Annotated in this window: 20 protein-coding genes, 1 tRNA gene and 3 pseudogenes; 14 read left to right on the forward strand and 10 right to left on the reverse strand. The window is 63.4% G+C overall.

Features of this window, described 5'->3' with window-relative positions; translation table 11 throughout:
• The first annotated feature begins 94 nt into the window (after positions 1-94).
• Positions 95-1,582, forward strand: a complete 1,488-nt coding sequence (gene glpD / locus AC6IW9_RS10680) for a glycerol-3-phosphate dehydrogenase (RefSeq protein ID WP_497772343.1) — start codon at positions 95-97, stop codon at positions 1,580-1,582.
• Here glpD and AC6IW9_RS10685 read toward each other — a convergent pair.
• The gene (locus AC6IW9_RS10685) at positions 1,563-2,264 is read right to left on the reverse strand and encodes a class I SAM-dependent methyltransferase (RefSeq protein ID WP_497772344.1); all 702 of its coding nucleotides are present in this window, start codon (positions 2,262-2,264) and stop codon (positions 1,563-1,565) included. The two genes, glpD and AC6IW9_RS10685, sit on opposite strands and share 20 nt — an antisense overlap.
• Before the next feature lie 148 nt (positions 2,265-2,412).
• Here AC6IW9_RS10685 and AC6IW9_RS10690 point away from each other — a divergent pair, with 148 nt between their 5' ends.
• Positions 2,413-4,689 (forward strand): NADP-dependent malic enzyme, encoded by a 2,277-nt coding sequence (locus tag AC6IW9_RS10690; RefSeq protein ID WP_497772345.1) that lies wholly within the window; start codon positions 2,413-2,415, stop codon positions 4,687-4,689.
• 175 nt (positions 4,690-4,864) lie between these two features.
• On the opposite strand, the gene AC6IW9_RS10695 is transcribed toward AC6IW9_RS10690, so the two are convergent.
• Positions 4,865-5,488, reverse strand: a complete 624-nt coding sequence (locus tag AC6IW9_RS10695) for a L,D-transpeptidase (protein ID WP_497772349.1) — start codon at positions 5,486-5,488, stop codon at positions 4,865-4,867.
• A 276-nt stretch (positions 5,489-5,764) separates the two neighbouring features.
• Between AC6IW9_RS10695 and mepA the strand changes: the two genes are divergently transcribed.
• Positions 5,765-6,679: a penicillin-insensitive murein endopeptidase gene (mepA, locus tag AC6IW9_RS10700; protein ID WP_497772352.1), complete on the forward strand. Its 915-nt coding sequence runs from the start codon at positions 5,765-5,767 to the stop codon at positions 6,677-6,679.
• A 2-nt stretch (positions 6,680-6,681) separates the two neighbouring features.
• Here the strand turns inward: mepA and msrA are convergent, their stop codons facing one another.
• Both msrA and AC6IW9_RS10710 read right to left on the reverse strand, forming a co-directional pair.
• On the reverse strand, positions 6,682-7,260 hold the full coding sequence (gene msrA, locus AC6IW9_RS10705; protein WP_497763761.1) for a peptide-methionine (S)-S-oxide reductase MsrA: 579 nt from the start codon (positions 7,258-7,260) through the stop codon (positions 6,682-6,684).
• 82 nt (positions 7,261-7,342) lie between these two features.
• Positions 7,343-7,651: a hypothetical protein gene (locus AC6IW9_RS10710; protein ID WP_497763762.1), complete on the reverse strand. Its 309-nt coding sequence runs from the start codon at positions 7,649-7,651 to the stop codon at positions 7,343-7,345.
• Positions 7,652-7,841: 190 nt separating this feature from the next.
• On the opposite strand from AC6IW9_RS10710, the gene AC6IW9_RS10715 reads away from it, so the two are divergent.
• From AC6IW9_RS10715 to tnpC, 5 genes are all read left to right on the forward strand, one after another.
• A tRNA-Ser gene (locus tag AC6IW9_RS10715) sits at positions 7,842-7,931 on the forward strand.
• Positions 7,932-8,072: 141 nt separating this feature from the next.
• Positions 8,073-8,459, forward strand: a complete 387-nt coding sequence (locus AC6IW9_RS10720; RefSeq protein WP_497763763.1) for a hypothetical protein — start codon at positions 8,073-8,075, stop codon at positions 8,457-8,459.
• Between the two features lie 95 nt (positions 8,460-8,554).
• Complete coding sequence (tnpA, locus tag AC6IW9_RS10725) at positions 8,555-8,962, forward strand: IS66-like element accessory protein TnpA (protein ID WP_497763764.1); 408 nt, start codon at positions 8,555-8,557, stop codon at positions 8,960-8,962.
• The gene (gene tnpB / locus AC6IW9_RS10730; protein WP_497763765.1) at positions 8,959-9,312 is read left to right on the forward strand and encodes an IS66 family insertion sequence element accessory protein TnpB; all 354 of its coding nucleotides are present in this window, start codon (positions 8,959-8,961) and stop codon (positions 9,310-9,312) included. The genes tnpA and tnpB overlap by 4 nt, the downstream gene beginning before the upstream one ends.
• Positions 9,313-9,361: 49 nt before the next feature.
• Positions 9,362-10,999 (forward strand): IS66 family transposase, encoded by a 1,638-nt coding sequence (gene tnpC / locus AC6IW9_RS10735; RefSeq protein ID WP_497763766.1) that lies wholly within the window; start codon positions 9,362-9,364, stop codon positions 10,997-10,999.
• Here the strand turns inward: tnpC and AC6IW9_RS10740 are convergent.
• Together AC6IW9_RS10740 and AC6IW9_RS10745 are read right to left on the reverse strand one after the other, a co-directional pair.
• On the reverse strand, positions 10,885-12,363 hold the full coding sequence (locus AC6IW9_RS10740) for a recombinase family protein (protein ID WP_497763768.1): 1,479 nt from the start codon (positions 12,361-12,363) through the stop codon (positions 10,885-10,887). The genes tnpC and AC6IW9_RS10740 overlap by 115 nt on opposite strands.
• A pseudogene (locus AC6IW9_RS10745) lies at positions 12,360-12,728 on the reverse strand (TrbG/VirB9 family P-type conjugative transfer protein); the annotation flags it as partial. The pseudogene AC6IW9_RS10745 and the gene AC6IW9_RS10740, both read right to left, overlap by 4 nt.
• Before the next feature lie 256 nt (positions 12,729-12,984).
• Between AC6IW9_RS10745 and AC6IW9_RS10750 the strand changes: the two are divergent.
• A complete protein-coding gene (locus tag AC6IW9_RS10750) occupies positions 12,985-13,143 on the forward strand; it encodes a hypothetical protein (RefSeq protein ID WP_497772589.1) in 159 nt (52 codons plus the stop codon).
• Here the strand turns inward: AC6IW9_RS10750 and AC6IW9_RS10755 are convergent.
• A pseudogene (locus AC6IW9_RS10755) lies at positions 13,110-13,232 on the reverse strand (DUF2274 domain-containing protein); the annotation flags it as partial. The gene AC6IW9_RS10750 and the pseudogene AC6IW9_RS10755 overlap by 34 nt on opposite strands.
• Positions 13,233-13,850: 618 nt before the next feature.
• Here AC6IW9_RS10755 and AC6IW9_RS10760 point away from each other — a divergent pair.
• The 5 genes from AC6IW9_RS10760 (at position 13,851) to AC6IW9_RS10780 (ending at position 20,227) form a co-directional block, all read left to right on the forward strand.
• Positions 13,851-15,188, forward strand: a complete 1,338-nt coding sequence (locus AC6IW9_RS10760; RefSeq protein WP_497763769.1) for a nitrogenase component 1 — start codon at positions 13,851-13,853, stop codon at positions 15,186-15,188.
• A gap of 133 nt (positions 15,189-15,321) precedes the next feature.
• A complete protein-coding gene (locus AC6IW9_RS10765; protein WP_497763770.1) occupies positions 15,322-17,589 on the forward strand; it encodes a TonB-dependent receptor in 2,268 nt (755 codons plus the stop codon).
• Between the two features lie 18 nt (positions 17,590-17,607).
• Positions 17,608-18,648, forward strand: coding sequence for a hypothetical protein (locus tag AC6IW9_RS10770; RefSeq protein ID WP_497763771.1), 1,041 nt, complete (start codon positions 17,608-17,610; stop codon positions 18,646-18,648).
• A gap of 42 nt (positions 18,649-18,690) precedes the next feature.
• Positions 18,691-19,770, forward strand: coding sequence for an ABC transporter substrate-binding protein (locus AC6IW9_RS10775; RefSeq protein ID WP_497763772.1), 1,080 nt, complete (start codon positions 18,691-18,693; stop codon positions 19,768-19,770).
• A gap of 178 nt (positions 19,771-19,948) precedes the next feature.
• A complete protein-coding gene (locus tag AC6IW9_RS10780) occupies positions 19,949-20,227 on the forward strand; it encodes a hypothetical protein (protein WP_497772590.1) in 279 nt (92 codons plus the stop codon).
• Here AC6IW9_RS10780 and AC6IW9_RS10785 read toward each other — a convergent pair.
• From AC6IW9_RS10785 to AC6IW9_RS10795, 3 genes and pseudogenes are all read right to left on the reverse strand, one after another.
• Positions 20,193-20,357, reverse strand: a pseudogene (locus AC6IW9_RS10785) (DUF2274 domain-containing protein); the annotation flags it as partial. The gene AC6IW9_RS10780 and the pseudogene AC6IW9_RS10785 overlap by 35 nt on opposite strands.
• A 107-nt stretch (positions 20,358-20,464) precedes the next feature.
• A complete protein-coding gene (locus AC6IW9_RS10790; protein WP_497772591.1) occupies positions 20,465-20,629 on the reverse strand; it encodes a hypothetical protein in 165 nt (54 codons plus the stop codon).
• A 4-nt stretch (positions 20,630-20,633) separates the two neighbouring features.
• Positions 20,634-21,677 carry a 2Fe-2S iron-sulfur cluster-binding protein gene (locus tag AC6IW9_RS10795; RefSeq protein WP_497763773.1) on the reverse strand — a complete coding sequence of 348 codons (1,044 nt, stop codon included), beginning with the start codon at positions 21,675-21,677 and terminating at the stop codon, positions 20,634-20,636.
• Between the last annotated feature and the right edge of the window lie 11 nt (positions 21,678-21,688).

Raw genomic sequence — 21,688 nt, forward strand, 5'->3', positions numbered from 1 at the left:
TCGGCGGCCGGGCGGATGCGGCGCTCGGACCCCGGCCGAATCGCCGCTATGCTGACGGGCGCGCCGGCGGGGAGGCCGGCGCAGGAGCGCCGCCATGATTTACGATCTTCTCATCGTCGGGGGCGGCGTCAACGGCTGCGCGATCGCGCGCGACGCCGCCGGGCGCGGCCTGCGCGTGCTTCTCGTCGAGCAGAAGGACCTCGCCGCGGCGACTTCCTCGGCGTCGACCAAGCTGATTCATGGCGGGCTGCGCTATCTCGAGCAATATGAGTTCCGTCTCGTCCACGAGGCGCTGGCCGAGCGCGAGCTGCTGCTCGCCGCCGCGCCGCATATCATCCGCCCGCTGCAGTTCATCCTGCCGCACGAGCGCTCGGTGCGCCCGGCCTGGCTCGTCAGGCTCGGCCTCTTTCTCTACGACCATCTCGCGCGGCGAAAGCACATTCCCGGCTCGCGCACGGTCGCGCTCTCGGCCTCCGGCTTTGGCGCGCCGCTCGAGGGCGCCTATCGCCTGGGCTTCTCCTATTACGACTGCTTTGTCGATGATTCGCGCCTCGTCGCGCTCGAGGCGATCGATGCGCGGGAGCGCGGCGCGACGCTGCGCATCGGGACGAAGCTCGTCGGCGCGCGCCGCGACGGCGATGGCTGGCTCGCCTCCATCGTCGGCGCCGACGGCCGCATCGACAGCGTGCGCGCCCGCGCTTTCGTCAACGCATCGGGACCCTGGGTGTCGCAGACGCTGACGCAGCGCCTCGACCTGCGCTCGTCCAAGCATGTGCGGCTGGTCAAAGGCTCGCATATCGTGACGCGCCGGCTCTATGGCGGCGAGCACGCCTATATTCTGCAGCGCCCGGACAAGCGGATCGTCTTCGCCATTCCCTTCGAGGAGGATTTCACGCTGATCGGCACGACCGACGTCCCCTTCTCGGGCGAGCCGGGGCCGGTCGCGATCGACGCGGAAGAGACCGACTATCTGCTGGCCAGCGTCGATCATTTCTTCCGCGAGAAGATCGGGCCGGACGACATCGTCTGGAGCTATTCGGGCCTGCGGCCGCTCTATGACGACGGCGCGCTCGAAGCCTCCGTCGTCACGCGCGACTACGCCTTAGACCTCGCGCGAGAAGACGGCGCTCCGGCTCTGTCGGTGTTCGGCGGCAAGATCACCACGGCGCGCCGGCTCGCGGAACATGCGGTGGCGACGCTCGCGCCCTTTTTCCCGCGGCTCGGTCCCGCCTGGACGGAGCGTGCGACTCTGCCGGGCGGCGACATCGGGCCCGGCGGTTTCGGCGCCTTTCTCGCCGAAGTGACGCGCGCCAAGCCATTTCTGCCGCCGCGCCTCGCGCGCCGGCTCGCCCACGCCTATGGGACGCGGCTCTGGCGTTTCCTCGAGACGGCGCGATCGATGGAGGACCTCGGCGCCGATTACGGCGGTGGATTGACCGCGGCGGAGCTCGCCTATCTGCGCGAGGAGGAATGGGCGCGTTCGGCCGAGGACGTGCTGTGGCGGCGATCCAAGCTGGGCCTGCGCTTGGACCCCGCGCAGCAGGAGCGGCTGGCGCGCGATCTCACGCAGCGCGCGGGGTGAAATGCGCCACCTTGTGCCAGGTGAAGGCGGCGACCGGCTCGGCCGAGAGGCCCGCCGCCTCGGCCAGAGCCGCGAGCGTCGAAAATGTCTCGGGCAGATCATTGGCGGTCAGATGCGCGCAGGTCGCCTCGCGTTCCTCCACGGTGAGCAGACCCCAGTCGTTCCGCAACCATGAGGTGTAGCGATCGAAATAGACGGAGAGCGACTCGTCCTCCTCGCGCATCACATCCGTCAGCAGCAGCATGCCCCCTTCAGCGAGCCGGGCCGCGGCGCGGCGGAAGAACTCGCCCTTGCGCTCGGTCGGAAGGTGGTGCAGCGCAAAGCTCGTGTGGATCACGTCGAAGCGCTCGTCGCCCTCCACGACCGCCGTCAGAAGATCTTCGCGCCGCAATTCGACGGGACAGGCGAGCGCCTTCAGATTTTCCGCCGCGAGGCTCAGCGCCGTCTCCGACAGGTCGACACCGACATAGCGCGCGGGCGAAAGGCGCGCGAGCCGAGGCGCGAAGGTCGAGGCGTCGCCGCAGCCGAGATCGAGCACGGAAAATCCGCCGCCGCCGAAGGCGGCGCGCAGGCTCGCCTCGACGCGCTCGCCGATCTCGCGGTGATACATGTAGTTGGTGTCCACGATCTTGCGGTAGGTGCGCCAGGCGGCGAAGAATGCGTCTGCGGCGGAATCGGGCATGGTCTTCTCTCGTGGCGTTCGGCGCGACGGCGGCCCTCATAGCATGATTTGCCGGCGCGTCATGCCGCGGCGCCGGAAGCTTCGGCATATTGTCGTCGCAAAGCTGTGGCCGAGTGCGGCCTCTCGATGATGCGGGAAAGGGGAGAGAATGGCGGAGAAGCCGCGCATGGACCGTCCGGCGTTCACTGACAAGGAGGCGCTGCTCTATCACTCGCGCGGCCGGCCCGGAAAGATCGCCGTCGTCCCGACGAAGCCCATGTCGACGCAGCGCGATCTCTCGCTCGCCTATTCCCCGGGCGTCGCCGCGCCGGTGCTGGCGATCGCCGAGAACGCCACGCTCGCCTACGACTACACCGCCAAGGGCAATCTCGTCGCCGTCGTCACCAATGGCACGGCGATCCTCGGCCTCGGCAATCTCGGCGCGCTCGCCGCCAAGCCCGTGATGGAGGGCAAGGCGACCTTGTTCAAGCGCTTCGCCGACATCGATTCGATCGATCTCGAGATCGACGCTCAGGACGTCGAGCAGTTCATCGCCGCCGTGCGCTATCTCGGTCCTTCTTTCGGGGGCATAAATCTCGAGGACATCAAGGCGCCGGAATGCTTCATCATCGAGGAGCGCCTGCGCGAATTGATGGATATTCCGGTCTTCCACGACGATCAGCACGGCACCGCCATCATCTCCACCGCCGGCCTGCTCAATGCGCTGCATCTCACCGGCCGCGACATCGCCGATACGAAGCTCGTCTGCAACGGCGCCGGCGCCGCGGGAATCGCCTGCCTCGATCTCGCCAAGGCGGTGGGCTTCGCGCCGCAGAACGTCGTTCTCTGCGACACCAAGGGCGTCGTCTATCGCGGCCGCGTCGAAGGCATGAATCAATGGAAGAGCGCGCATGCGGTCGAGACCGGCGCGCGCACGCTGGCGGAGGCGCTGGAGGGCGCCGATATTTTCTTCGGCCTCTCGGTGAAGGGCGCGCTGACGCCGCAGATGCTGAAGGGCATGGCGCAGAATCCGATCGTCTTCGCCATGGCCAATCCCGATCCCGAGATCACGCCGGAGGAGGCGCTCGCCGCGCGCCCCGACGCCATCGTCGCGACGGGACGCTCCGACTATCCGAACCAGATCAACAATGTGCTCGGCTTTCCCTATATTTTTCGCGGCGCGCTCGACGTGCGCGCCAAGACGATCAACATGGAGATGAAAATCGCGGCGGTCCATGCGCTCGCCGAGCTCGCGCGCGAGGACGTGCCGGACGAGGTGGCCAACGCCTATCAGGGCGCGCGGCCGCGTTTCGGGCGCGATTATCTCATCCCCGCGCCTTTCGATCCGCGGCTCGTCTCCGTCGTGCCGCCGGCGGTCGCGCGCGCGGCGATGGACTCGGGCGTGGCGCGCCGGCCGATCGTCGATATGAGCGCCTATCGCGCCGAGCTCTCCGCGCGTCGCGATCCGGTCGCCGCGCTGATGCACACGATCTATGAGCGCGTGCGGCGCGACCCGAAGCGCGTCGTCTTCGCCGAGGGCGAGGAAGAGCAGGTCATTCGCGCCGCGCTGTCATTCGTCACACAGGGGCTCGGACGCGCCATTCTGGTCGGCCGCGAGGATCGCGTGGCGCAGACGGCGAAGAACGCCGGACTCGAGCTCGGCGAGTTCATCGAGGTGCACAACGCCCGCCTCTCCTCGCGCAACGCCGTCTATGCGCAGTTCCTGTTCGAGCGCCTGCAGCGCAAAGGCTTCCTGTTCCGTGACTGCCAGCGGCTCATCAACAACGACCGCAATCATTTCGCCGCCGCCATGGTGGCGCAGGGCGACGCCGACGCGATGGTGACGGGCGTCACGCGCAATTTCTCCACCGCGCTCGAGGATGTGCGCCGCGTCGTCGATCAGAAGCCCGGGCACCGGCTGATCGGCGCGTCGCTGGTGCTGGCGCGCGGACGCATCGTCGTCGTCGCCGACACGGCGATCACCGAAATGCCGGAGGCGGGCGAACTCGCCGACGTTGCGATCGAGGCTGCCGGACTGGCGCGCCGCATCGGCCTCGAGCCGCGCGTCGCCATGCTCGCCTTCTCGACCTTCGGCTATCCGCCGGGCGAGCGCACGGCGCGCGTGCACGAAGCGGTGCGCGTGCTCGACTCGCGGCGCGTCGATTTCGAATATGAGGGCGAGATGGGCGCGGACATCGCGCTCAACAAGCAGGCGATGGCCGCCTATCCCTTCTCGCGCCTCAGCGACACTGCGAATGTGCTGGTGATGCCGGCATTCCATTCGGCGGCGATCTCGACGAAGATGGTGCAGGAATTGGGCGGCGCCACCGTGCTCGGACCGCTCGTCGTCGGGCTCGACAAGCCGATCCAGATCGTTCAGCTCGGCGCGACCGACGCCGACATCGTGAACATGGCGGCGCTCGCCGCCTTCGGCGTCGGCGGTTGAGCCGCGCTCGAAGGCCCTTGCTCCCACACGACGCGCATCCGGCGCGCCGATCCAGCCTCTCGGCCCCACGCTCGATGGACCGCAATACGATCTCGTCTCTCTGCCGGGGTCCCGAGAATCGACCCTCCGAGGGGCTCGTCGCGAATTCTCGAGGCGGCGGACCCTTCGATGCGGCTCAATAGCCGAACGGATAGATCATCGGCGCGCTCTGCCAGCTCTTCACGCTGGTCACGCCGCGATAACGGCCGTCCGGTCCATAGGCCATCGCGCGAGAGCGGTGACCGGGCGCATAGGCCAGCGCCGGAGCGGCGCGATGCGGACGACGAAGGCCCGCGACATGCCGCTTCTGCCCGCCCTGCGCGGCATAGCGATGGGAGCTCGGCGAGGAGCCGGTGATCGAGATCTGCGCGCCCTCCTCCTGCACCATTTTATAGAGCGCCGCGGCGTTGCCGGGCGAGAGTCGCACGCAGCCGTGCGACGCCGGGCGGCCGAGCGCGCCGGTCGCATAAGTGCCGTGGATCGCATAGCCGCCGTTGAAGAAGATCGAATGCGGCATGGGCGACATGTGATATTTGCGCGAATAATGCATTTTCTGCAGGCCGGTCGGCGCGAAAGCGCCGCGCGGCGTCACATAGCCGGAGCGCGCCGTGGAGACGGGCCAGTTGTAGGAGCCCTTGGCGGACTCGACGTGCATCCGCTGGGTCGAGAGATCGATGTGAATCTGGACGGTGGCCCATGCCGCGCCGACCGACGCGAACAACGCGGACCCGACGAGCGCGAGAACTTTCGAGAAACGCATGACTATACTCCCACGAACTCGAGACACATGCCGCACAGCTAGCGCGGCATAGAACCGTGGCCTCTACGTAAGGGCAATCTATATCCGACGGTAAGGTTGACGCCAAAGCCGAAATTTTCATCGCCGACGGTCCGCGAAGACGAAACGAGTCGTCTCTCTCCTGTCCGATGACCGAAAGCGGCCGAAATTTCGCCGAATTGGGGCGTTTGATGCGGATCGGCCGCCGCATGGCCGCCACGAGTCGCCACCCTTCGGCCGAACCACGAAAGCCCCGCCATGGTTTATCTGCGACCGGCAATTTTGATCGTTCTGTTCCTCGTTTGCAGCGCCGCGCGCGCTCAGGACAGGGGCGCGCTCGATCCCCGGCCCCTGCCGCCGCTCGCCCATCCGTCGGATCCGAAAACGCCGGCCAAGGAACTGTTCGGCCGGGCCACAAGTCCGGCCCCGCTCGATCCGGAGCCGATCGGCTTCTATTCCCATGGCTGCCTCGCGGGCGCCGAGGCGCTGCCCGCCAGCGGACCCGGCTGGCAGGTCATGCGCCTCTCGCGCGGCCGCTTTTGGGGCCATCCGGATCTGATCGCCTTTCTCCGGCGGCTGGCGCCCGCGGCCGCGCAGGCCGCAGGCTGGCCGGGCCTGCTCGTCGGCGACATTTCCCAGCCGCGCGGCGGCCCCATGCTCACCGGCCACGCCTCCCACCAGATCGGCCTCGACGCCGACATCTGGCTCACCCCCATGCCGCGGCGCGAGCTCTCCCGCGCCGAGCGGGAGGAGATGTCGGCGACCAATGTCGTTCGGGAGGACCGGCTCGACGTCGACCCAGAGGTCTGGACCGAAGGGCACTTGGCCGTTCTGAAGACCGCCGCGCAATCGCCGCAGGTGCAGCGCATCTTCGTCAACGCCGCGATCAAGCGCGCGCTGTGCCGCTCGGCGACTGGCGATCGGCGCTGGCTCGCCAAGATTCGCCCGATGTTCGGGCACGACTATCATTTCCATGTCCGGCTGTTCTGCCCGCGCGGCGCGGAGAGCTGCAAGGATCAGGACGATGTGCCGCCGGGCGACGGCTGCGACGCCTCGCTCGCCTGGTGGTTCACCGAAGAGGCGCTGCATCCCAAGAAATCGACCAAGACCTGGCCGCCGATGACCATGGCCGGCCTGCCGGCCGAATGCCGGCAGGTGCTGAAGGCGGAGTAGTGTCAGGCCGGCTCCGCGCCGATCCCCGTCGGGCAGGCGACGCCCGTGCCGCCGAGCCCGCAATAGCCGTCGGGATTCTTGGCGAGATATTGCTGGTGATAGGCCTCGGCGTAATAAAAGGGCGGGGCCGGCGCGATCTGCGTGGTGATCGGGCCGTAGCCCTTCACGCCGAGCGCCGCTCCATAGGCGCGGCGCGAGGCCTCGGCGAGGCGCAGCTGCTGTTCCGAAAAGCAGAAGATCGCCGAGCGATATTGCGTGCCGACGTCATTGCCCTGCCGGTCGCCCTGGGTCGGGTCGTGGCTCTCCCAGAAGGTCTTCAGCAGGGTCTCATAGGAGATGCGCGCCGGATCGAAGGCGACGAGCACGACTTCGGCATGGCCCGTGCGGCCCGTGCAGACCTGCTCATAGTTCGGGTTCTCGGTCGTCCCGCCCGCATAGCCGACGGCGGTGACGAAAACACCCTCGCCGAGCCGCCAGAAGCGCCGCTCCGCGCCCCAGAAGCAGCCCATGCCGAACACCGCCGTCTCGAAGCCCTGTGGGAAGGGGCCCTGCAGGGGATGACGATTGACGAAATGCTCCATATCGGTCGCCGCCTTTCCGGCCTGCCGCAGCGTTTGCGCCGATATGGGGGCGGCCGGCCGCCGGCGGAAGAGCCGCGCGGCGTCACCGGGCCGGAAAATCGATCGGCCGGCGCCGTTTGCGGCTCGCGGCGATGAGAAGGGCGCCGAGGCCGGTGAGCGTGAGGCTCAACGGGGCGCGCAACAGCAGGCCGGCGACCGGGCCCCAGAGCTGGCGCTCGGCGGCGGCCTGCCAAGCTTTCATCTGCAACGGATAGAGATCGGCGAGGGCGACGCCGAGCGGAATGACGCGCAGGTTGCCGCCGGCGAGCGAGCGCGTGCCGTCGACGATGAGCGCCGCAAAACCGCCGGCGAGCAGGAGAAGGCCGGCGAAACGGATGAGCAATCTGAGCATGGGGTCGTCTCGACGCGCCACTGCGAGGCCGAATGAATAGATCGCGCACAGCCGCCTGTCCACGCCGGGGCCGCCGCAGACCGAGAAACGCGGAAAAAGCGCCTTTCGATGCGCAGATAGGAATTGCGCTCGGCCCACGCCCGAATATAGTGCGCCGCCATCGCGCCGGCGATTTGACGGGCGGGATCGCGGAGGGGTGGCCGAGTGGTTGAAGGCGCACGCCTGGAAAGTGTGTATACGGGAAACCGTATCGCGGGTTCGAATCCCGCCCCCTCCGCCACTTTGGAACCCCTCTGGGCACGCCAATCGCCGCCGATTGCCGCACTTGGCCCGCAATAAGCGTCCTTAGCAGTTCCGTCTTCGATCCCATGATGCGGATTGCGTCGTCGGCGACCTCGACGCGTTGCGCCAGGGCGCGCAGATGATCCCGCCGATAGCCGCCCTCCGTGCCCCGGATGCGCTCGCGTGCGCGCCGCGCAAAACCCCGGATCATGGCTGGAGTGATGGCGCTGTGGCCGGGGCTGTCGAGCAACGCTTGCGCCCGGTCGGCGTCGGCCCTGGCCTGATCGCGGATGACCTTGAGGCCGGCGATGCGCTCCTTGAGCGCCGGGTCGTCCAGGTCGGCGATGCCCGCCTCGATGGCGTCGTAAAGGCGCTTGAGGCGCAATGCCGATTCGGTCGCGCGCCGCTCCAGTTCGGCGATGTGCTGCCGGCGACGCTCGGCCTGATCGTCGCGGCGGCCGAGAACGGTGCCAAGCAATTCCTCCAGCCGGTCGGGATCGAGCAAGCGTTCCTCGATATGGCGTAAGCGCCGTTGCGACCCCATTGATTCTTCGGGTTCGGAAGGATTTTCGGATGTGAGATTCTTCTGAGGGACAGCCATGTCTCTGGAAGGATCCGAAGATGAACGAGAATGCGACGATCGAAACGGCTTTTGGCGCAGGATTTGTCGGACGTGTGGATTTTCGTCGTTCACGTTCGGGCAATCGGCTGTGGTCGAAGGAGCTGAAGGGCCGGATCGTACGAGAGAGTCTCGCGCCTGGAGCGCGCGTCGCCGACGTGGCCCGCAAATATCGGATATGCGCGCAGCAATTGACGCAGTGGCGCCGCCAGGCGCGCACCGGGCGGCTCGCGCTGGTGACCGACGGTCCCGCGGAGTTCGTGGAGATCGAGCTCGAGCAGCCCTCCGTTCGTAACGAGAGCGATGCGAAGATCGAGATCGTCGTCGGCAAGGTCGTGTTACGGCTGGATCAGGACACCGCGTCGACGCGCATCGCCGAGATCATGACGGCGCTGGAGCGCGGCGCGTGATCATTCCGTCGCAAGGGTTGCGGATCGTGCTCGCCGTGCGTCCCGTCGATTTCCGCTGCGGGCATGACGCGCTGGCCGCTCTCGTGCAAAACAAGCTCGGACTCGATCCGCATTCCGGGCTCATCGTCGTGTTCCGCTCGAAGCGAATGGATCGCTTGAAGATTTTGCTGTGGGACGGAACCGGACTCGTGCTCGTCTACAAGCGTCTCGGCGATAGCCGCTTTTCTTGGCCGCAGATCAGCGACGGCGTCCTGCAATTGAGCCGGGTGCAATTCGAAGCTCTATTCGACGGGCTCAACTGGAAGCGCGTCGGCGAGCGGATCGTGGCGACGCCGACCGCGGCGAACTGATCGCAACTTCGGCTTCATTCGGCGCCTCGCTTGCGATAGATTCGCCGACGTGACGCCGAGCTTCGATCCCTCCAGACTCGCAGAGCTGCCTGCCGAACTACGCGCATTGTTCGAAGCTCAGCGCGCCATGCTCGAAGCCGAACGCATCCGCGCCGATCATGAGCTCGCCGCGCGCCTTCACACCGAGAGCGAGCTCGCAGCGTCGAAGGAGACGGTCGAACGTCTGCAATTGCTCGTCAAGGAATATGAACGCGCGCGTTTCGGCAAGCGTTCGGAGAAACTCGATCCCGATCAGTTACAGCTCGTTCTGGAAGATATCGAGATCGCCATTGCCGAAGTCCAGGAGCGGGAAGACGATCGCGCGCGCCGCTCGGGGCGCCCGGCGACCAGGGAGCGCGCCGCCCGCGCCGCGCGCGCCTTTCCTGCTCATCTGCCGCGCGTCGAGCGCGTGATCGAGCCAGAAAGCCTCGCCTGTCCCTGCGGCTGCGGCCTGATGGTTCGGATCGGCGAGGACCGCTCCAGCCGCCTCGACGTGACGCCGGCGCAATATCGCGTCATCGAGACCGTGCGGCCCCGCTACGCCTGTCCGACAGGATGCGCGGGCGTCGCCCAGGCGCCGGCTCCTGCGCATCTGATCGAGGGCGGCGTTCCCACCGAGGCGCTGCTGGCGCAAGTGGCGGTCGCCAAGTTCAGCGAGCACATGCCGCTCTACCGTCAATCGCAGGTCTTCGCGCGCCACAGGATCATGCTCGACCGCGCCGTTCTGGCCGATTGGATGGGAACGACGGCCTTCCACCTCGCGCCGATCGTCGAGCGCATGAGCGCGCTGATGAAGCTGTCCGGCCGTCTATTCATGGACGAGACTCGGGCGCCGGTTCTCGATCCCGGCCGCGGCCGGACGAAAACTGGCTATCTCTGGGCGGTTCTGCGCGACGACCGCGGGCACGGCGGCGCCGATCCGCCGATCGTGGTCTATCATTACGCGCCGGGTCGCAGCGGCGAGCACGCCGAGCGGATGCTCGAAGGATTCGACGGCGTTCTCCAGGTCGACGGCTATGGCGGCTATCATCGTCTGGCGCGCGCCGAGCGCAAAGGTGGCGCCCCACTGCGGCTCGCCTGGTGTTGGAGCCATGGCAGGCGCGAGATCATCGCCGCCACGCCGAAAGCGGGCTCGCCCATCGCCGAGGCGATCCTGGCGCGCATCGCCGCGCTCTATGCGATCGAGGCGGACATCCGGGGCAAAGAGGCGCCGATCCGGCAGAGCGTTCGCGCCGAGCGGTCGCGGCCTCTTGTCGTCGAGCTCGAAGAGTTTTTGCGCGCCCAGGCCGCTCGCCTCTCCGGCCGCAGCGACATGGGCAAGGCGGTCGCCTATCTTCTGAATCATTGGGCCGGGCTGACCCTGTTCCTCGACGATGGACGCGTCGAGATGGACACCAACCTCGTCGAAAATCAGATTCGGCCGCTGACTCTCACGCGCAAGAATGCGTTATTCGCGGGGCACGATGAAGGTGGACGTTCCTGGTCACGTCTCGCTTCGCTCATTGCGACATGCAAGTTGAACAGCGTCGATCCCTATGCCTGGATGAAGGCGACGCTCGAGGCGATCGCCGATGGCCATCCGCAGTCGCGCATCGACGAGCTGATGCCCTGGGCCTTCAAATCCTCGTCGCCGACGCCAGCCGCCTGATCGCTCACCATTGCGCTGAACCAATCGCTGACAAAGCTTTGCGCCAAAGGCTTGCAATGCCTTGTCGCAACGAATTGCAAGCTATTCTTCCATTCCAGCGGCAATGGGACGACAACGGCGCTTACATATGGCCGACCACCATGCGGTCGAGCTTGTCCATGGGGATCGCACGGCCCTTGCAGCCAGTCTCGCCCTGCCGCGCCTTGATCGAGCAGGCATAGTAGCGATAGCGGCCGCCCTTGCCGGTGCGGATGGTCATCGCGCCCCCGCAATTGCCGCAATAGCAGATGCCCGTTAGCAGCGTCGGCCCGATCACGACGCGCGCTGGCAGCTCGGTCTTGGGGTTGCGGGCCTGCAAGAGCGTCTGCACCGCGTCGAAGGTTTCCCGCTCGACAAGCAAGCGCCGGCACCTGAACGGTGATAACCTCGTCTTCGGGCTTCACCTCGCCCTTATTGGAGCGGCGATTGAACCGATGCTCGCCGATATAGGTCTGCCGGGTCAGGACGCGGTGAACCTGACCGATGCCCCACCGCCCGCCGTCGCGGGTGAAGATGCCCTTGCCATTGAGATACTTGACGATGGCCTTGACGCCCATCTGGCCGGACGAGCCTTCGCCTTCCAGCGCGAGGCGGTAGATGAGCCGGATCGTGTCGGCGTGCAGCGGGTCGATTTCGAGCTTCTTCTTGACCTTCGCGCCGCGCTGCTCGGCAGCGACCACGCGGTAGCCGATGGGCGGTAGGGAGCCGTTCCAGAAGCCTTGCCGCGCATTCTCCTTCAATGCACGCAAGACGTGCTTGGCGTTCTCCTTGGACTGGTATTCGTCGAACAGCGACATGATCCGCCGCATCATGTCGTGGATCGGTTCGCCGCCAAGCTCCTGGGTAATCGAGACGAGCTTGACGCCATTCTTAGCCAGCTTGCGGTAATAGAACTCCATCTCGAACTCGTCGCGGAAGAAGCGCGAGAAGCTGTGAACCACGACGACATCGAACGATGCCGGTTTGGCGGTTGCAGCTTCTATCATCCGCTGGAACTCCGGGCGGCGGTCGTTCGTGGCGCTGTTACCCGGCTCCACGAATGTTTCAACAAGCTGGTAGCCACGCGCCTCGCAATAGGCTTCACCCTGGCGCTTCTGGTCGGGGATCGACACGTCATGTTCGGCTTGCCGGTTGCCGGTCGAGTAGAGTTCTTCGCCCCCCGTGCCGCCATCGCGGGTTTGAAGCGCATAGATCAGCGCGCCGCCGACCCCGACGAGCGCGATGGCGGCCGCGCTGGCGAGCACTTTGCGAGACAGACGGGTGACGCGCGGCGGCTCTGCGCGAAGCCGCATCGGCGCGGCGGTGTTGGTGTCATTCTCACTCATGACGATGGCCTCCCGTCCGTGCGGACAATCCTGACAGTCTGCTGGCGGTCGCCGCTGCCAAGGCGCAGCTCGGCCGCGCCGAACAGGCGATCCACGATCAGGATGTGTTGATGGATGCGGCTGTTGACGATCTGCGCCTCGCCATCCGCGCCAAGCACAAAGATCGGCGGCATCTCGCCCTGCACGATGCCGCGCGGAAATCCTGCGACTTCCTCGCGGCGATCGTCACGCATCTGTTGCAGGCGAAGGCGCTGTGCCCACAGTGGCGGGGCCGCAGCATTCGCATCGCCGATGGAAGCTGCGTCAGCAAGCCCGGTAGTCGCGGCGCGGATTGGCGCGTGCATGGCGTTTTCGACCTGGGCGGCGGCTTCAGCCATCTGGAGCTGACCGACAAGCACGGCGGCGAAGCGCTCGACCGCGGCGTCGGGATCGAAGGCGAGATCCGCATCGCCGACCGCGGCTATTCGGCGGCGAAGGCGTTGCGCCGCTTCATGGCGAGCGCGCCGGCGGAAGCCGCCGACTATCTCGTCCGGCTGCGCTGGAGCTCCTTGCGCTTGCGCAAGCCCGGCGGCGACAAGCTCGACCTCGTCGCGCATCTACAAAAGTATGCCGAGCGATCGATTGATCGACGAGATCGACGCCCTCGTCGAAGGCGCCGGGGAGTCGATGCGAACGCGCGCGACAAAGGCACTCATCGCTTTCCGCCGGCAATCTGCGCGCGACGCTCATCGATCATCGGGGGATCGCTATCCGGACCTTTTCGGACGAGCTTTGGACTGAGATCGCGCTTTGGAAAAGCCGCGGTCGGTCGCGATAAAGCGTTGGAGCATCGGAACGATCAGCTCGACCGGATCGGCGATGGTCTGCCCATTCGCAAAATGTGGATCGGTTAAGAGCGCCGTTGCCGAACACCGTCTATGCGTCGCAGAGATCGAACACCACAAGCGCCATCCTGCAATCCGCGCTGCTTTATCGAAAAGTCATGGTTGCGGGCATAGTGCTCGAGTTTTTCTGCAGCGAAGGGACAAGTTGTCTACGGGATCGTCGAAATGCATAGCATCGTTGCAAGAGCTCGGTTAATTGCTGGGCAAAAATATTGTCTGGAACACGCCACCTTTTTGTATGAAGTAATATAAAAAGGTGTCTTGAGTACGACAAATAAAAATACCTTGACGTATGCAGACAGCGATGCGGTTATATAACCAACCTACATGTCGTCAGAGCTCTCACAGATGGCGCGCAACCCATTGCTTCCGAAGCGTCGAATCCGCTGGCAGGGCGGATCCCTGAAAGGCCTGGTCGGCGTTCCGTCTTTGTCTCGTGACGTTCCCGTGTCCGCCCGTGAGAATGACGAAAGCAGCCAAATCTACCGAAAGGACAGGCGCGGCCGTAAGCCAAAGAGCCCAGATCTCTCGATTCCGGCGAGCGGAGCCCCTCACCGAGAACAGGACGCGCCGCATCCTCGAGCGCATCCTGATGCCGGACGTTTGAGACATCGCACCGGCTCTTTCCAGCTCGAGAGCAACGCCATCTGGGGCGCTAATCTGGATATGATCGCAATCGCCCATGGCCCTGTCGGCTGCGGCGTATTCACCCAAGCGTCACGTTTGATCCTGCCGGGGTTCACTCAGGGCGTCGACTCCTTCACCGCTCTCCACGCGTCCACGAATCTCGTCGAAGACGATCTAGAGGATGGCGGGGACACGAAACTTTCGCTCGCCCTCGAGGAACTCGACACGCTGTTCCCCCTCGCGCGTGGCGTTACGATCTTGAGCGAAGATCCTCTCGCGCTCGTCGACCAGAATATCAAAGGTATCGCCAAGAGCCGCGCCAAAGTGTCCGGCAAGCTCGTCATTCCACGCTTTTGTGAATATGTTCGCAGCTCACGACAATGGGTCACCGAGACTGCCGCCGCCCTCAAATCCGCCGCCTGTCGATCGAGGCCGCCGCGTTCTACGCGTTACGACGTCGCCTTGGCGTTTTGCAGAGAGGCGGCGGGGCTCGTTTGGATTGTCGACAAGCTCTTGCGAGATATTGGACTCGATCCCGTCCATAAACTGACGGGATCCTCGTCGAGCGATATGGCGCGCATCGGCGGATGCAAGCTCGCCATCGGCTTCGCGCAGACGCTCGATGTGCCGGCAGATCACCTTCCGGGAGGCGATGCGCAGCTTCTGAAATCGTGGTTCGATATGCCCCTCGTATGGACATGCTTTTGGGGACCCTCGGCGACCGACGCCTCACTGCGCGCGATAGCGCGCCGGTTCGATCCGAAGATTCAAGACCGTGCTGAGCGAACGATCGCCGCCAATAGAAAGAGCGTCGAAGCGATCGTCTCGCGCTACCGGCCCCGGCTGGAAGGCAAGCTCGTCGTCCACTTCCTTCCGATGACGGAGGAGCAACTCGAGCCGTATCGCCTCCTGGGCTTCAGGATCGGCAACGCCGGCGGATGGCCGGGGAAGACCGGTGTATGGCGCACTCCGCGTCTCGTCTGCCAAAGCGAAAAACCGAGCGACAAGTCGGTCGACTCCTATCTCGTCGTCGCCAGGCCTGATCTCGTCCTGGGGCTCGATCGCGACGAACACGACTGGCGAAAGCGCGGATTGCCCGCATTGTCCTTCTCTTCTCTCTTCGATCAAAAAGGCAATGCGTTCTGGGGCTACGACGGCTTCGCATGTCTCGCCGCCGAGCTCGACCGTTGTCTCAATGCGCCTTGGCGTGGGCTCATTCCGGCGCCCTGGCGAAAGAAGCAAACATTGAAACATCGAAACTCGGCCTCGGACAGGTCGAGCCCCGACGACGAAGGCGTTTCGACCGGTCCCTGAGTAACCGGCGCCTTCGCATTTTTTCTGGAGATGCGCGCATTTCGGCGCGCGAACAGTCGAACAGGCCGCGGCTTCGATCCGAAGCCCGCGAAGAAGAACCTGCGTCCAAACGACAGGATGAAAGGAGTGGGCCATGAATTACTGCAGCATTCCACAACCATCGACTCTGACATGGTCGCGTGGGGCGCTTCTCGCCTCCGTGTCCTTCGTCGCGGCGCTCTCGCGCATGGATCACGTGCATGCCCGAGATGCGACGCCAGTCCCCGATATTTCCGTCACGGCTCCGAGCCAGAGCCGTTCGCGCGCCGCGCCGAAGAGCCAACCGGCGGAAGGAAGCGAAGCCGCCGGATACAAGCCCGAGACGGTGACGAACGTCGGCCCCTTCGGAAAGAAGCCGATCCTCGACGTGCCTTACTCGGTCAACGTCGTTCCAACCGCGTTGATGGAGAACCGCCTGGCGTGGTCGACCGACGATCTCTACAAGATCAGCCCTGTCGTTCAGATACGTACGACCTATACGCGGGGCGCGAATTCGAATTTCAAAATACGCGGGTTCACATTCAACAATGCGAATGGCAGAGCCGAGGATGGAATGCGATTCCAAAATCAGGCTCTGGTTCCTCTGGAGGACAAGGAGCGCGTCGAAATCTATACCGGCCTCACCAGTTTTCTTTATGGACCGAACAATGTCGGAGGTCTCATCAACTTCGTCTACAAGCGACCGACGGAGGCGCCTCTCGCCAATGTCACAGTCGGCAATTACGGTGGGCTGTCGCCTTTCGTGCATGGCGATTTCGGTGGTCCGATCGACAAAGATGGTCAGTTCTCGTACCGACTGAATCTGGTCGGTCAGACCGGCGACACTGTGGTGAACAATCAGAGCATCAAACGAGACGTGCTCACGGCGGCGGTCACTTGGCGACCGACGCAAGACATGTCGCTCACGGCAATAGCCTCACACGCCGATCAGAATCTACGCGGCATCGAAGCCGGTTGGATCTTGGCGCAGAACGGCGACGGCTCAAGCAGGATTCGTCATCCGAACGCGCCGGATCCAAGCAAATTATACGCTCAGCCTTGGACGACCTACACGGTGCAAAGAGACAGAATTAGCCTCGACTACAACTGGCGAATCAATGACATTTTCACAGCGAGAACATCGTACATATATGTGCAGAACATCAGACGTGACAACGTCTTCAGTAACAATAATGTCGCCAATGCCGACTTGACATATAGCCAGACATCCACTCACTTCAGCAACGATCATGAGTTCGGCCATTCGGGCTTCGCATTTGTCGACGCCATTTTTGAAACGGGTTTTGTCCGCCATAAGCTCACAACTGGTTTCTACGGCAATGATTATCGCGCAACGAGCAGTCCGGAATTCTTCCGAAATTTGGTTCTGGGTGGCCTGAATTTCGCTACACCTGTCTACTATGCCCAGCCAGGATGGATTCAGACCGACTTCGGCTCGGTGAGAACCAGTAACTACAACAACAACAAGAATGTAATTCTCGGCGACGACATCAAGTTCGACGAGCAATGGTCTCTGCTGATCGGGGGAAATTACACATGGCTGCACGGAAGCAATTTCGATAATTCGACGGGCGAGGTTACGTCCTCCTACGATCAGGGCCGCCTTTCGCCCACTGCTTCCTTGATCTTCAAGCCGGTAGATTGGATTTCGACCTACGGAACCTATAGCGAGTCGCTGCAAAGTGGAGCGGTTGTTCCTACAGGCGGCACGCCAATTTACACCAATGGTGGTCAAACGCTGCCGCCCTACGTTGGGCGTCAATACGAAATCGGCGCGAAAGCCAATGTGGGTGGGATGTTTCTCACAGCCGCCTTCTTCCAGATCGAGCAGGCGCTACAATATGCGCGATACAATAATGACGGAGCCTTCACTTATGTGCAGGATGGTCGTCAACGCAATCGTGGAATAGAGCTGACATTCGCCGGCAACCTCTACGAAGGTTTGCGGATCTTCGGAGGCTTGACCCTACTCGACCCTCGAGTGACCCAGAGCAAGATATCTGTGGCGGCGCAATCGCTCAACGGCAAAGCGCCCCCCGAAATTTCTCGCGCGGTTGCAAAGGTTAGTTTGGAATATGATCTGCCCTTTATCCAAGGCTTGACTCTCACTGGCGGTTATTATTTCACAGGACAACAGGTGGTCGACAGGCTCAACACAGAATATTTGCCGTCGTTCGCCACAGAGGATCTCGGGTTCCGGTATCGGACGTCCGATGTCCTGGGGAGGAGGCTTCCGTTGGGCGAGGAATTCATCCTGCGCTTCAACGTAACGAACATCACCAACAAGGCCTATTGGCTGACGACGACCAATTATGTGGGACCACCCCGAACTTTCGCGGTTTCGGCTCAATTGAAATTCTGATGAGCGTCGGAGAACGTCATGTCGATCGTACGGCCCGAGAGCTTGCTCATTCATGCGAAACTATTTGCCTGCGCCCATAGTTGCAGATATTGCCTGATGGGCGACAAAAGGCTTGCGCGGATGACCTCGGTCCGTTTTCTCCGCCTCGTCGAGCGCTTTTTGGAATGGGAAGAGGTGACAGGCAAAACAATTCCTGTCGCCTATGTGCTGAATTATACGTCGGACTACGACCGCACGACGCTCGAACTCATCAGCGAGCTGGATCGAAAGTTTCCGAGGGACCGCCATCCGCTTTCTGCAATTACGTTGGGAGGGTTGCCACAGCGGACGAAGGACGAGCTGCGCGAATGGCTTTCGGAACGGCGGGCGTTCGGCTGCCGGACCGCCCATGCCTCACTCGCCGGCGCCGGCGCGGTCCATGACCGTTGGAACGGCCGCGCCGGCAATTTCGATCTCATCATGTCCACTCTGCAAGTTGCCGGCGAGCTCGGCATGGCTTTGGGGGCGCGTCTCTTCGTGGCGAAAAGCACGCTTCCTCACCTGCGAGAGCTCAACGAATTGCTGGACCGATTGCCCAGGAACGAAGGTGAGTGGCGGTACATGCTGCCATTTTTCTACTTTGGATGGGGTGTCCGGCACGAGGAGGAGCGCATCGACGAGGCAATACGTGACCGCCTCCCGCAATGGTGCGATCCATTGATACGATATTCGACGGAGGACGGCTCGTGGCGTTCGGAACGTGAGTGGATCGAAGTCGTGCGCACGGGGCGTGCAGAGTCCCGTGCTCTGCGCCTCGTCCTGAATGTCGATGATGACAATATCGAACGGTTGGAGAGCATGAGATGCGATGAGGTCGTCGCCGACTACGAAACACGCACGCGGGCGGCTTATGCGGCGATCCCGTCACTTTCCGAACTATGTGATCGTTACGGCGATCGCAACGGAACGAAAATCTATCCGCAGCAACGCTGCATCGAAGGGAAATGGCTCGATCGGCATCTTCAAGAGCATCCGACCGAGTTCGAGCGTCGGCTGACGCATCTCCAAATGGGCAATTGAGTGACACACCGCTCGAACGCTGTGCGAACGCATGCCGTCGTCATGGGTTTCCTGCTGTGCTGCGGGCTGATCCTGGCGCTTGCGCTTTGTCGACCTGAAACGAAGCGAAGAAACCCATCACCGGCTCCTTTTCGTGTAATCGACATGCTCGGACGGCCGCATGGTTTCGCGCAGGCGCCGCTGCGCATCGTCTTTTCTGCGCAGATCATGCCGTCATTCGTGACACTCACGCAAGACCTCCATGCTGTCATCGGCGCGAGCGAAGTCGCTCAAAGGGGAATGACCACGGCGTATCTCGATCGTATTTTCCCCGACTACAAGAAGCTTGCATCGATCGGCGGCAATTCCCTTCCCAATTTTGAGGAAATCCTGCGCCTTTCCCCGGATGCCGTCTTCGGGTGGTCGGCACATCGTGAGCTCCTCGAAAAAGGAGCGTCGTTCGAATTCGTTGCATTCGAGACCTCCTATCCCTTGACGGTGAGCCATCTCGCACTCTGGCGTAAATTGGCGGAACTCTGCGAATGTTCAGCGAGAGCGGAAGCCCTTATAGGGCGTTATCGTCAGGGAACGGTTTCGATCGACGCCAATATTCATACTGCTCGTGAGCGCGTAAGGGTGATGATTGTGATGTCCGACATGAACAGCATCTGGATAGGCGGCCCGAAGCATTATCTCAATGAACGGCTGGAGCGCGTCGGCGCGACGAATGTCGCCCGCCAAGGCGCCCTTGCGGCGCCTCTGTCGTTGGAGCAAGCCGCGCTCTTCGATCCTGATGTGATTCTCCTCCTGGGCTCCACCGGGTCACTTGCTCCCAGTGACTATCTAATGTCGCCTCAGTGGAGGTTGCTGCGCGCCGTTCGATCCAGGAAAATCTATCGCGTTCCCGATTTTCCGCTTTATGTCGTTCCGGTCTTCGACAATTTGCTCGATCAGTGGTTCGCGGAGGTCTTCCATCCGGATATCGGAAACCGTATGCGCACTGACGTACGTCAAACCTATGAAGAGGTCTACCAATACATTCTCGATGATGACGACATCGACACGCTGCTTGCTTTGTCTGCTAATCGCGGCTCTTGGGGCTACCATCGGTTCGAGTCCGGCTTCGCTGATCGATCTCGGTAGAACACCATTGTCGCTCTTACGTAACAGCATTCATTGAGCGCGCATCCGGTGCTTCGCTGGCCGTAGCTGTCGGACGAACGCATACGGCGTCGATCCGGAGCTCGAACAGCTTCTGAGAGCGAGAATCCCGAGCGCCGGTCCACGAGTCTCCTATCAGGATGCCGGCTTCGATCGGTTGTTGAGCCTCGTCGGCGCAGGCTATGGCGTATCGCCCGTGCTCGAAGGCGCGACGGGGGCTTCTTATGCGGGAGTCGTCTATCGTGAGCTGCATGACGGCAGTGGGCCGACCCGGCTGCATTTCACGGCCTATTGGCGGGATGGAAACAGCAATCCGACCTCGGCGCCCTTTCTCGATCTGCTCCGGGATCGCTATCAGGATCTCTCCGTTTCCGCTGCGCCGGGACGAGCTTTTTGGACTGAGATCGCGTTTTGGAAAAGCCGCGGTCGGTCGCTATGACGCGTTGGAGCATCGGAACGATCAGCTTGAGCGGATCGGCGATCGTCTGCCCATTGGCTCGGCCGAGCGTCTCCGCATAGGCGACGAGCACAGAGGCGGCCTTGCCGAACGGCCCGGGACGAAAGGCCATTACGCCGACATTGGTCTCCATGCAGGGCTGATTTGCCTCAATGGTCCACGACATTCGTATCGATTCGCACGAGCAGGAGATAATCAGTCGCTGGAGTTCTTTGGTCTTCAGACGAAGCGCGCCTCGATCGCATGGAAAGCTCGAAGCCGGTCCTCTCCCAATCCGCCGCGCCGGACCGCGGGAAGCACGACCGTCGTGGCCATCGAGACGCCGCCGATCCAGATCACGACGGCGAGGATGTGCAGAGCGCGAGCGATGACGACGTCGTCCATCGGACTATATCGCTCCGTGAGCCGCAGGTGAGAACCGCTCGCTGAAAATGCGGTCGCGAGGAACACCGGCGCGCAGACCGACGGCCTCCGTCGCGTCGATCAGCGCCGGCGGCCCGCAGACATAAATATCAGGGCGCGCAGAGCCGTCCGCGAGCGCCGCGGCGAGAGCTTCGGCCGGCGTTCCGGCAAAATCGGTCCATCCCGGATGCGCCTTCCAGACGCAAATCGTCGCATCGAGGCGCGGAAGAGTCTTCTTCAATTCTTCGATCGAGGCGATCGCGAACAGCTCCTCCTGCCTGTTGACGCCGAAGAACAGGCGGGCCTCGCGGGCGTCGCCGAACTCCGCCATTTGCCGCAACATCGACAATATGGGCGCGACGCCCGTGCCGCCGGCGACGAACCAGCGCGGCGCCTGGCTCGCCTCGTCCGCGGCGAAGCTGCCCTGCGGCCCTTTGACGAGCAGGAGATCGCCGGCTTTCGCCCGATCCTCGAGATAAGCGGAAAAAGCCCCTTGCGGATGCAGACGGATCAGGAATTCCAGCATTCCGTCCCAATTGGGCGTGTTGGCGAGCGAATAGGCGCGCGTGATCGGCGTTCCGGGAAGCGTGAGCTCCATGAACTGCCCCGGCGTGAACTCTGCCGCGCGCCCATGCGCGGGATCGTCTTCATATCGCAGAACGAGCCGCACGGCCCCGGCGCCGGCCGGCGAGATTTCCGCAATGCGCGCCTTGCGCTTCGGAATCGCCAAAAAGCCGATGGCGCTCTTGTCGAAAGGCGCGGACAGTTCGAGATCGCTGTAGGCTTTGGCGCGGCAGAGAAGAATGTCTCCGGCGGCGCGGTCGGCGTCGGTGAGGGCCGATTGGCTGTAGGGCTCGAGCGTCACGATCCCCGTCTTGCGCGTCACCCGGCACGTTCCGCAGCCTCCTTCGCGGCAGGCCGCGGGCAGGAAGATATTCGATTTTGCCGCCGCATCGAGAAGCGTGTCGGAAGAGTCGGCGTCGAAGGCGATCGACGCGCCGTCGCGCGTGACGAGATTGATCTTGAACATGAGCGGATTCC

The organism is Methylosinus sp. shoA (assembly GCF_059718125.1).

Bases quoted from the DNA above. Each gene is read 5' to 3' on its own strand.
- glpD (WP_497772343.1), top strand. From the start codon at position 95: ATGATTTACGATCTTCTCATCGTCGGGGGCGGCGTCAACGGCTGCGCG.
- AC6IW9_RS10685 (WP_497772344.1), bottom strand. From the start codon at position 2,264: ATGCCCGATTCCGCCGCAGACGCATTCTTCGCCGCCTGGCGCACCTAC.
- AC6IW9_RS10690 (WP_497772345.1), top strand. From the start codon at position 2,413: ATGGCGGAGAAGCCGCGCATGGACCGTCCGGCGTTCACTGACAAGGAG.
- AC6IW9_RS10695 (WP_497772349.1), bottom strand. From the start codon at position 5,488: ATGCGTTTCTCGAAAGTTCTCGCGCTCGTCGGGTCCGCGTTGTTCGCG.
- mepA (WP_497772352.1), top strand. From the start codon at position 5,765: ATGGTTTATCTGCGACCGGCAATTTTGATCGTTCTGTTCCTCGTTTGC.
- msrA (WP_497763761.1), bottom strand. From the start codon at position 7,260: ATGGAGCATTTCGTCAATCGTCATCCCCTGCAGGGCCCCTTCCCACAG.
- AC6IW9_RS10710 (WP_497763762.1), bottom strand. From the start codon at position 7,651: ATGCTCAGATTGCTCATCCGTTTCGCCGGCCTTCTCCTGCTCGCCGGC.
- AC6IW9_RS10720 (WP_497763763.1), top strand. From the start codon at position 8,073: ATGATCCCGCCGATAGCCGCCCTCCGTGCCCCGGATGCGCTCGCGTGC.
- tnpA (WP_497763764.1), top strand. From the start codon at position 8,555: ATGAACGAGAATGCGACGATCGAAACGGCTTTTGGCGCAGGATTTGTC.
- AC6IW9_RS10740 (WP_497763768.1), bottom strand. From the start codon at position 12,363: ATGAGTGAGAATGACACCAACACCGCCGCGCCGATGCGGCTTCGCGCA.
- AC6IW9_RS10765 (WP_497763770.1), top strand. From the start codon at position 15,322: ATGAATTACTGCAGCATTCCACAACCATCGACTCTGACATGGTCGCGT.
- AC6IW9_RS10770 (WP_497763771.1), top strand. From the start codon at position 17,608: ATGTCGATCGTACGGCCCGAGAGCTTGCTCATTCATGCGAAACTATTT.
- AC6IW9_RS10775 (WP_497763772.1), top strand. From the start codon at position 18,691: ATGGGTTTCCTGCTGTGCTGCGGGCTGATCCTGGCGCTTGCGCTTTGT.
- AC6IW9_RS10790 (WP_497772591.1), bottom strand. From the start codon at position 20,629: ATGGACGACGTCGTCATCGCTCGCGCTCTGCACATCCTCGCCGTCGTG.
- AC6IW9_RS10795 (WP_497763773.1), bottom strand. From the start codon at position 21,677: ATGTTCAAGATCAATCTCGTCACGCGCGACGGCGCGTCGATCGCCTTC.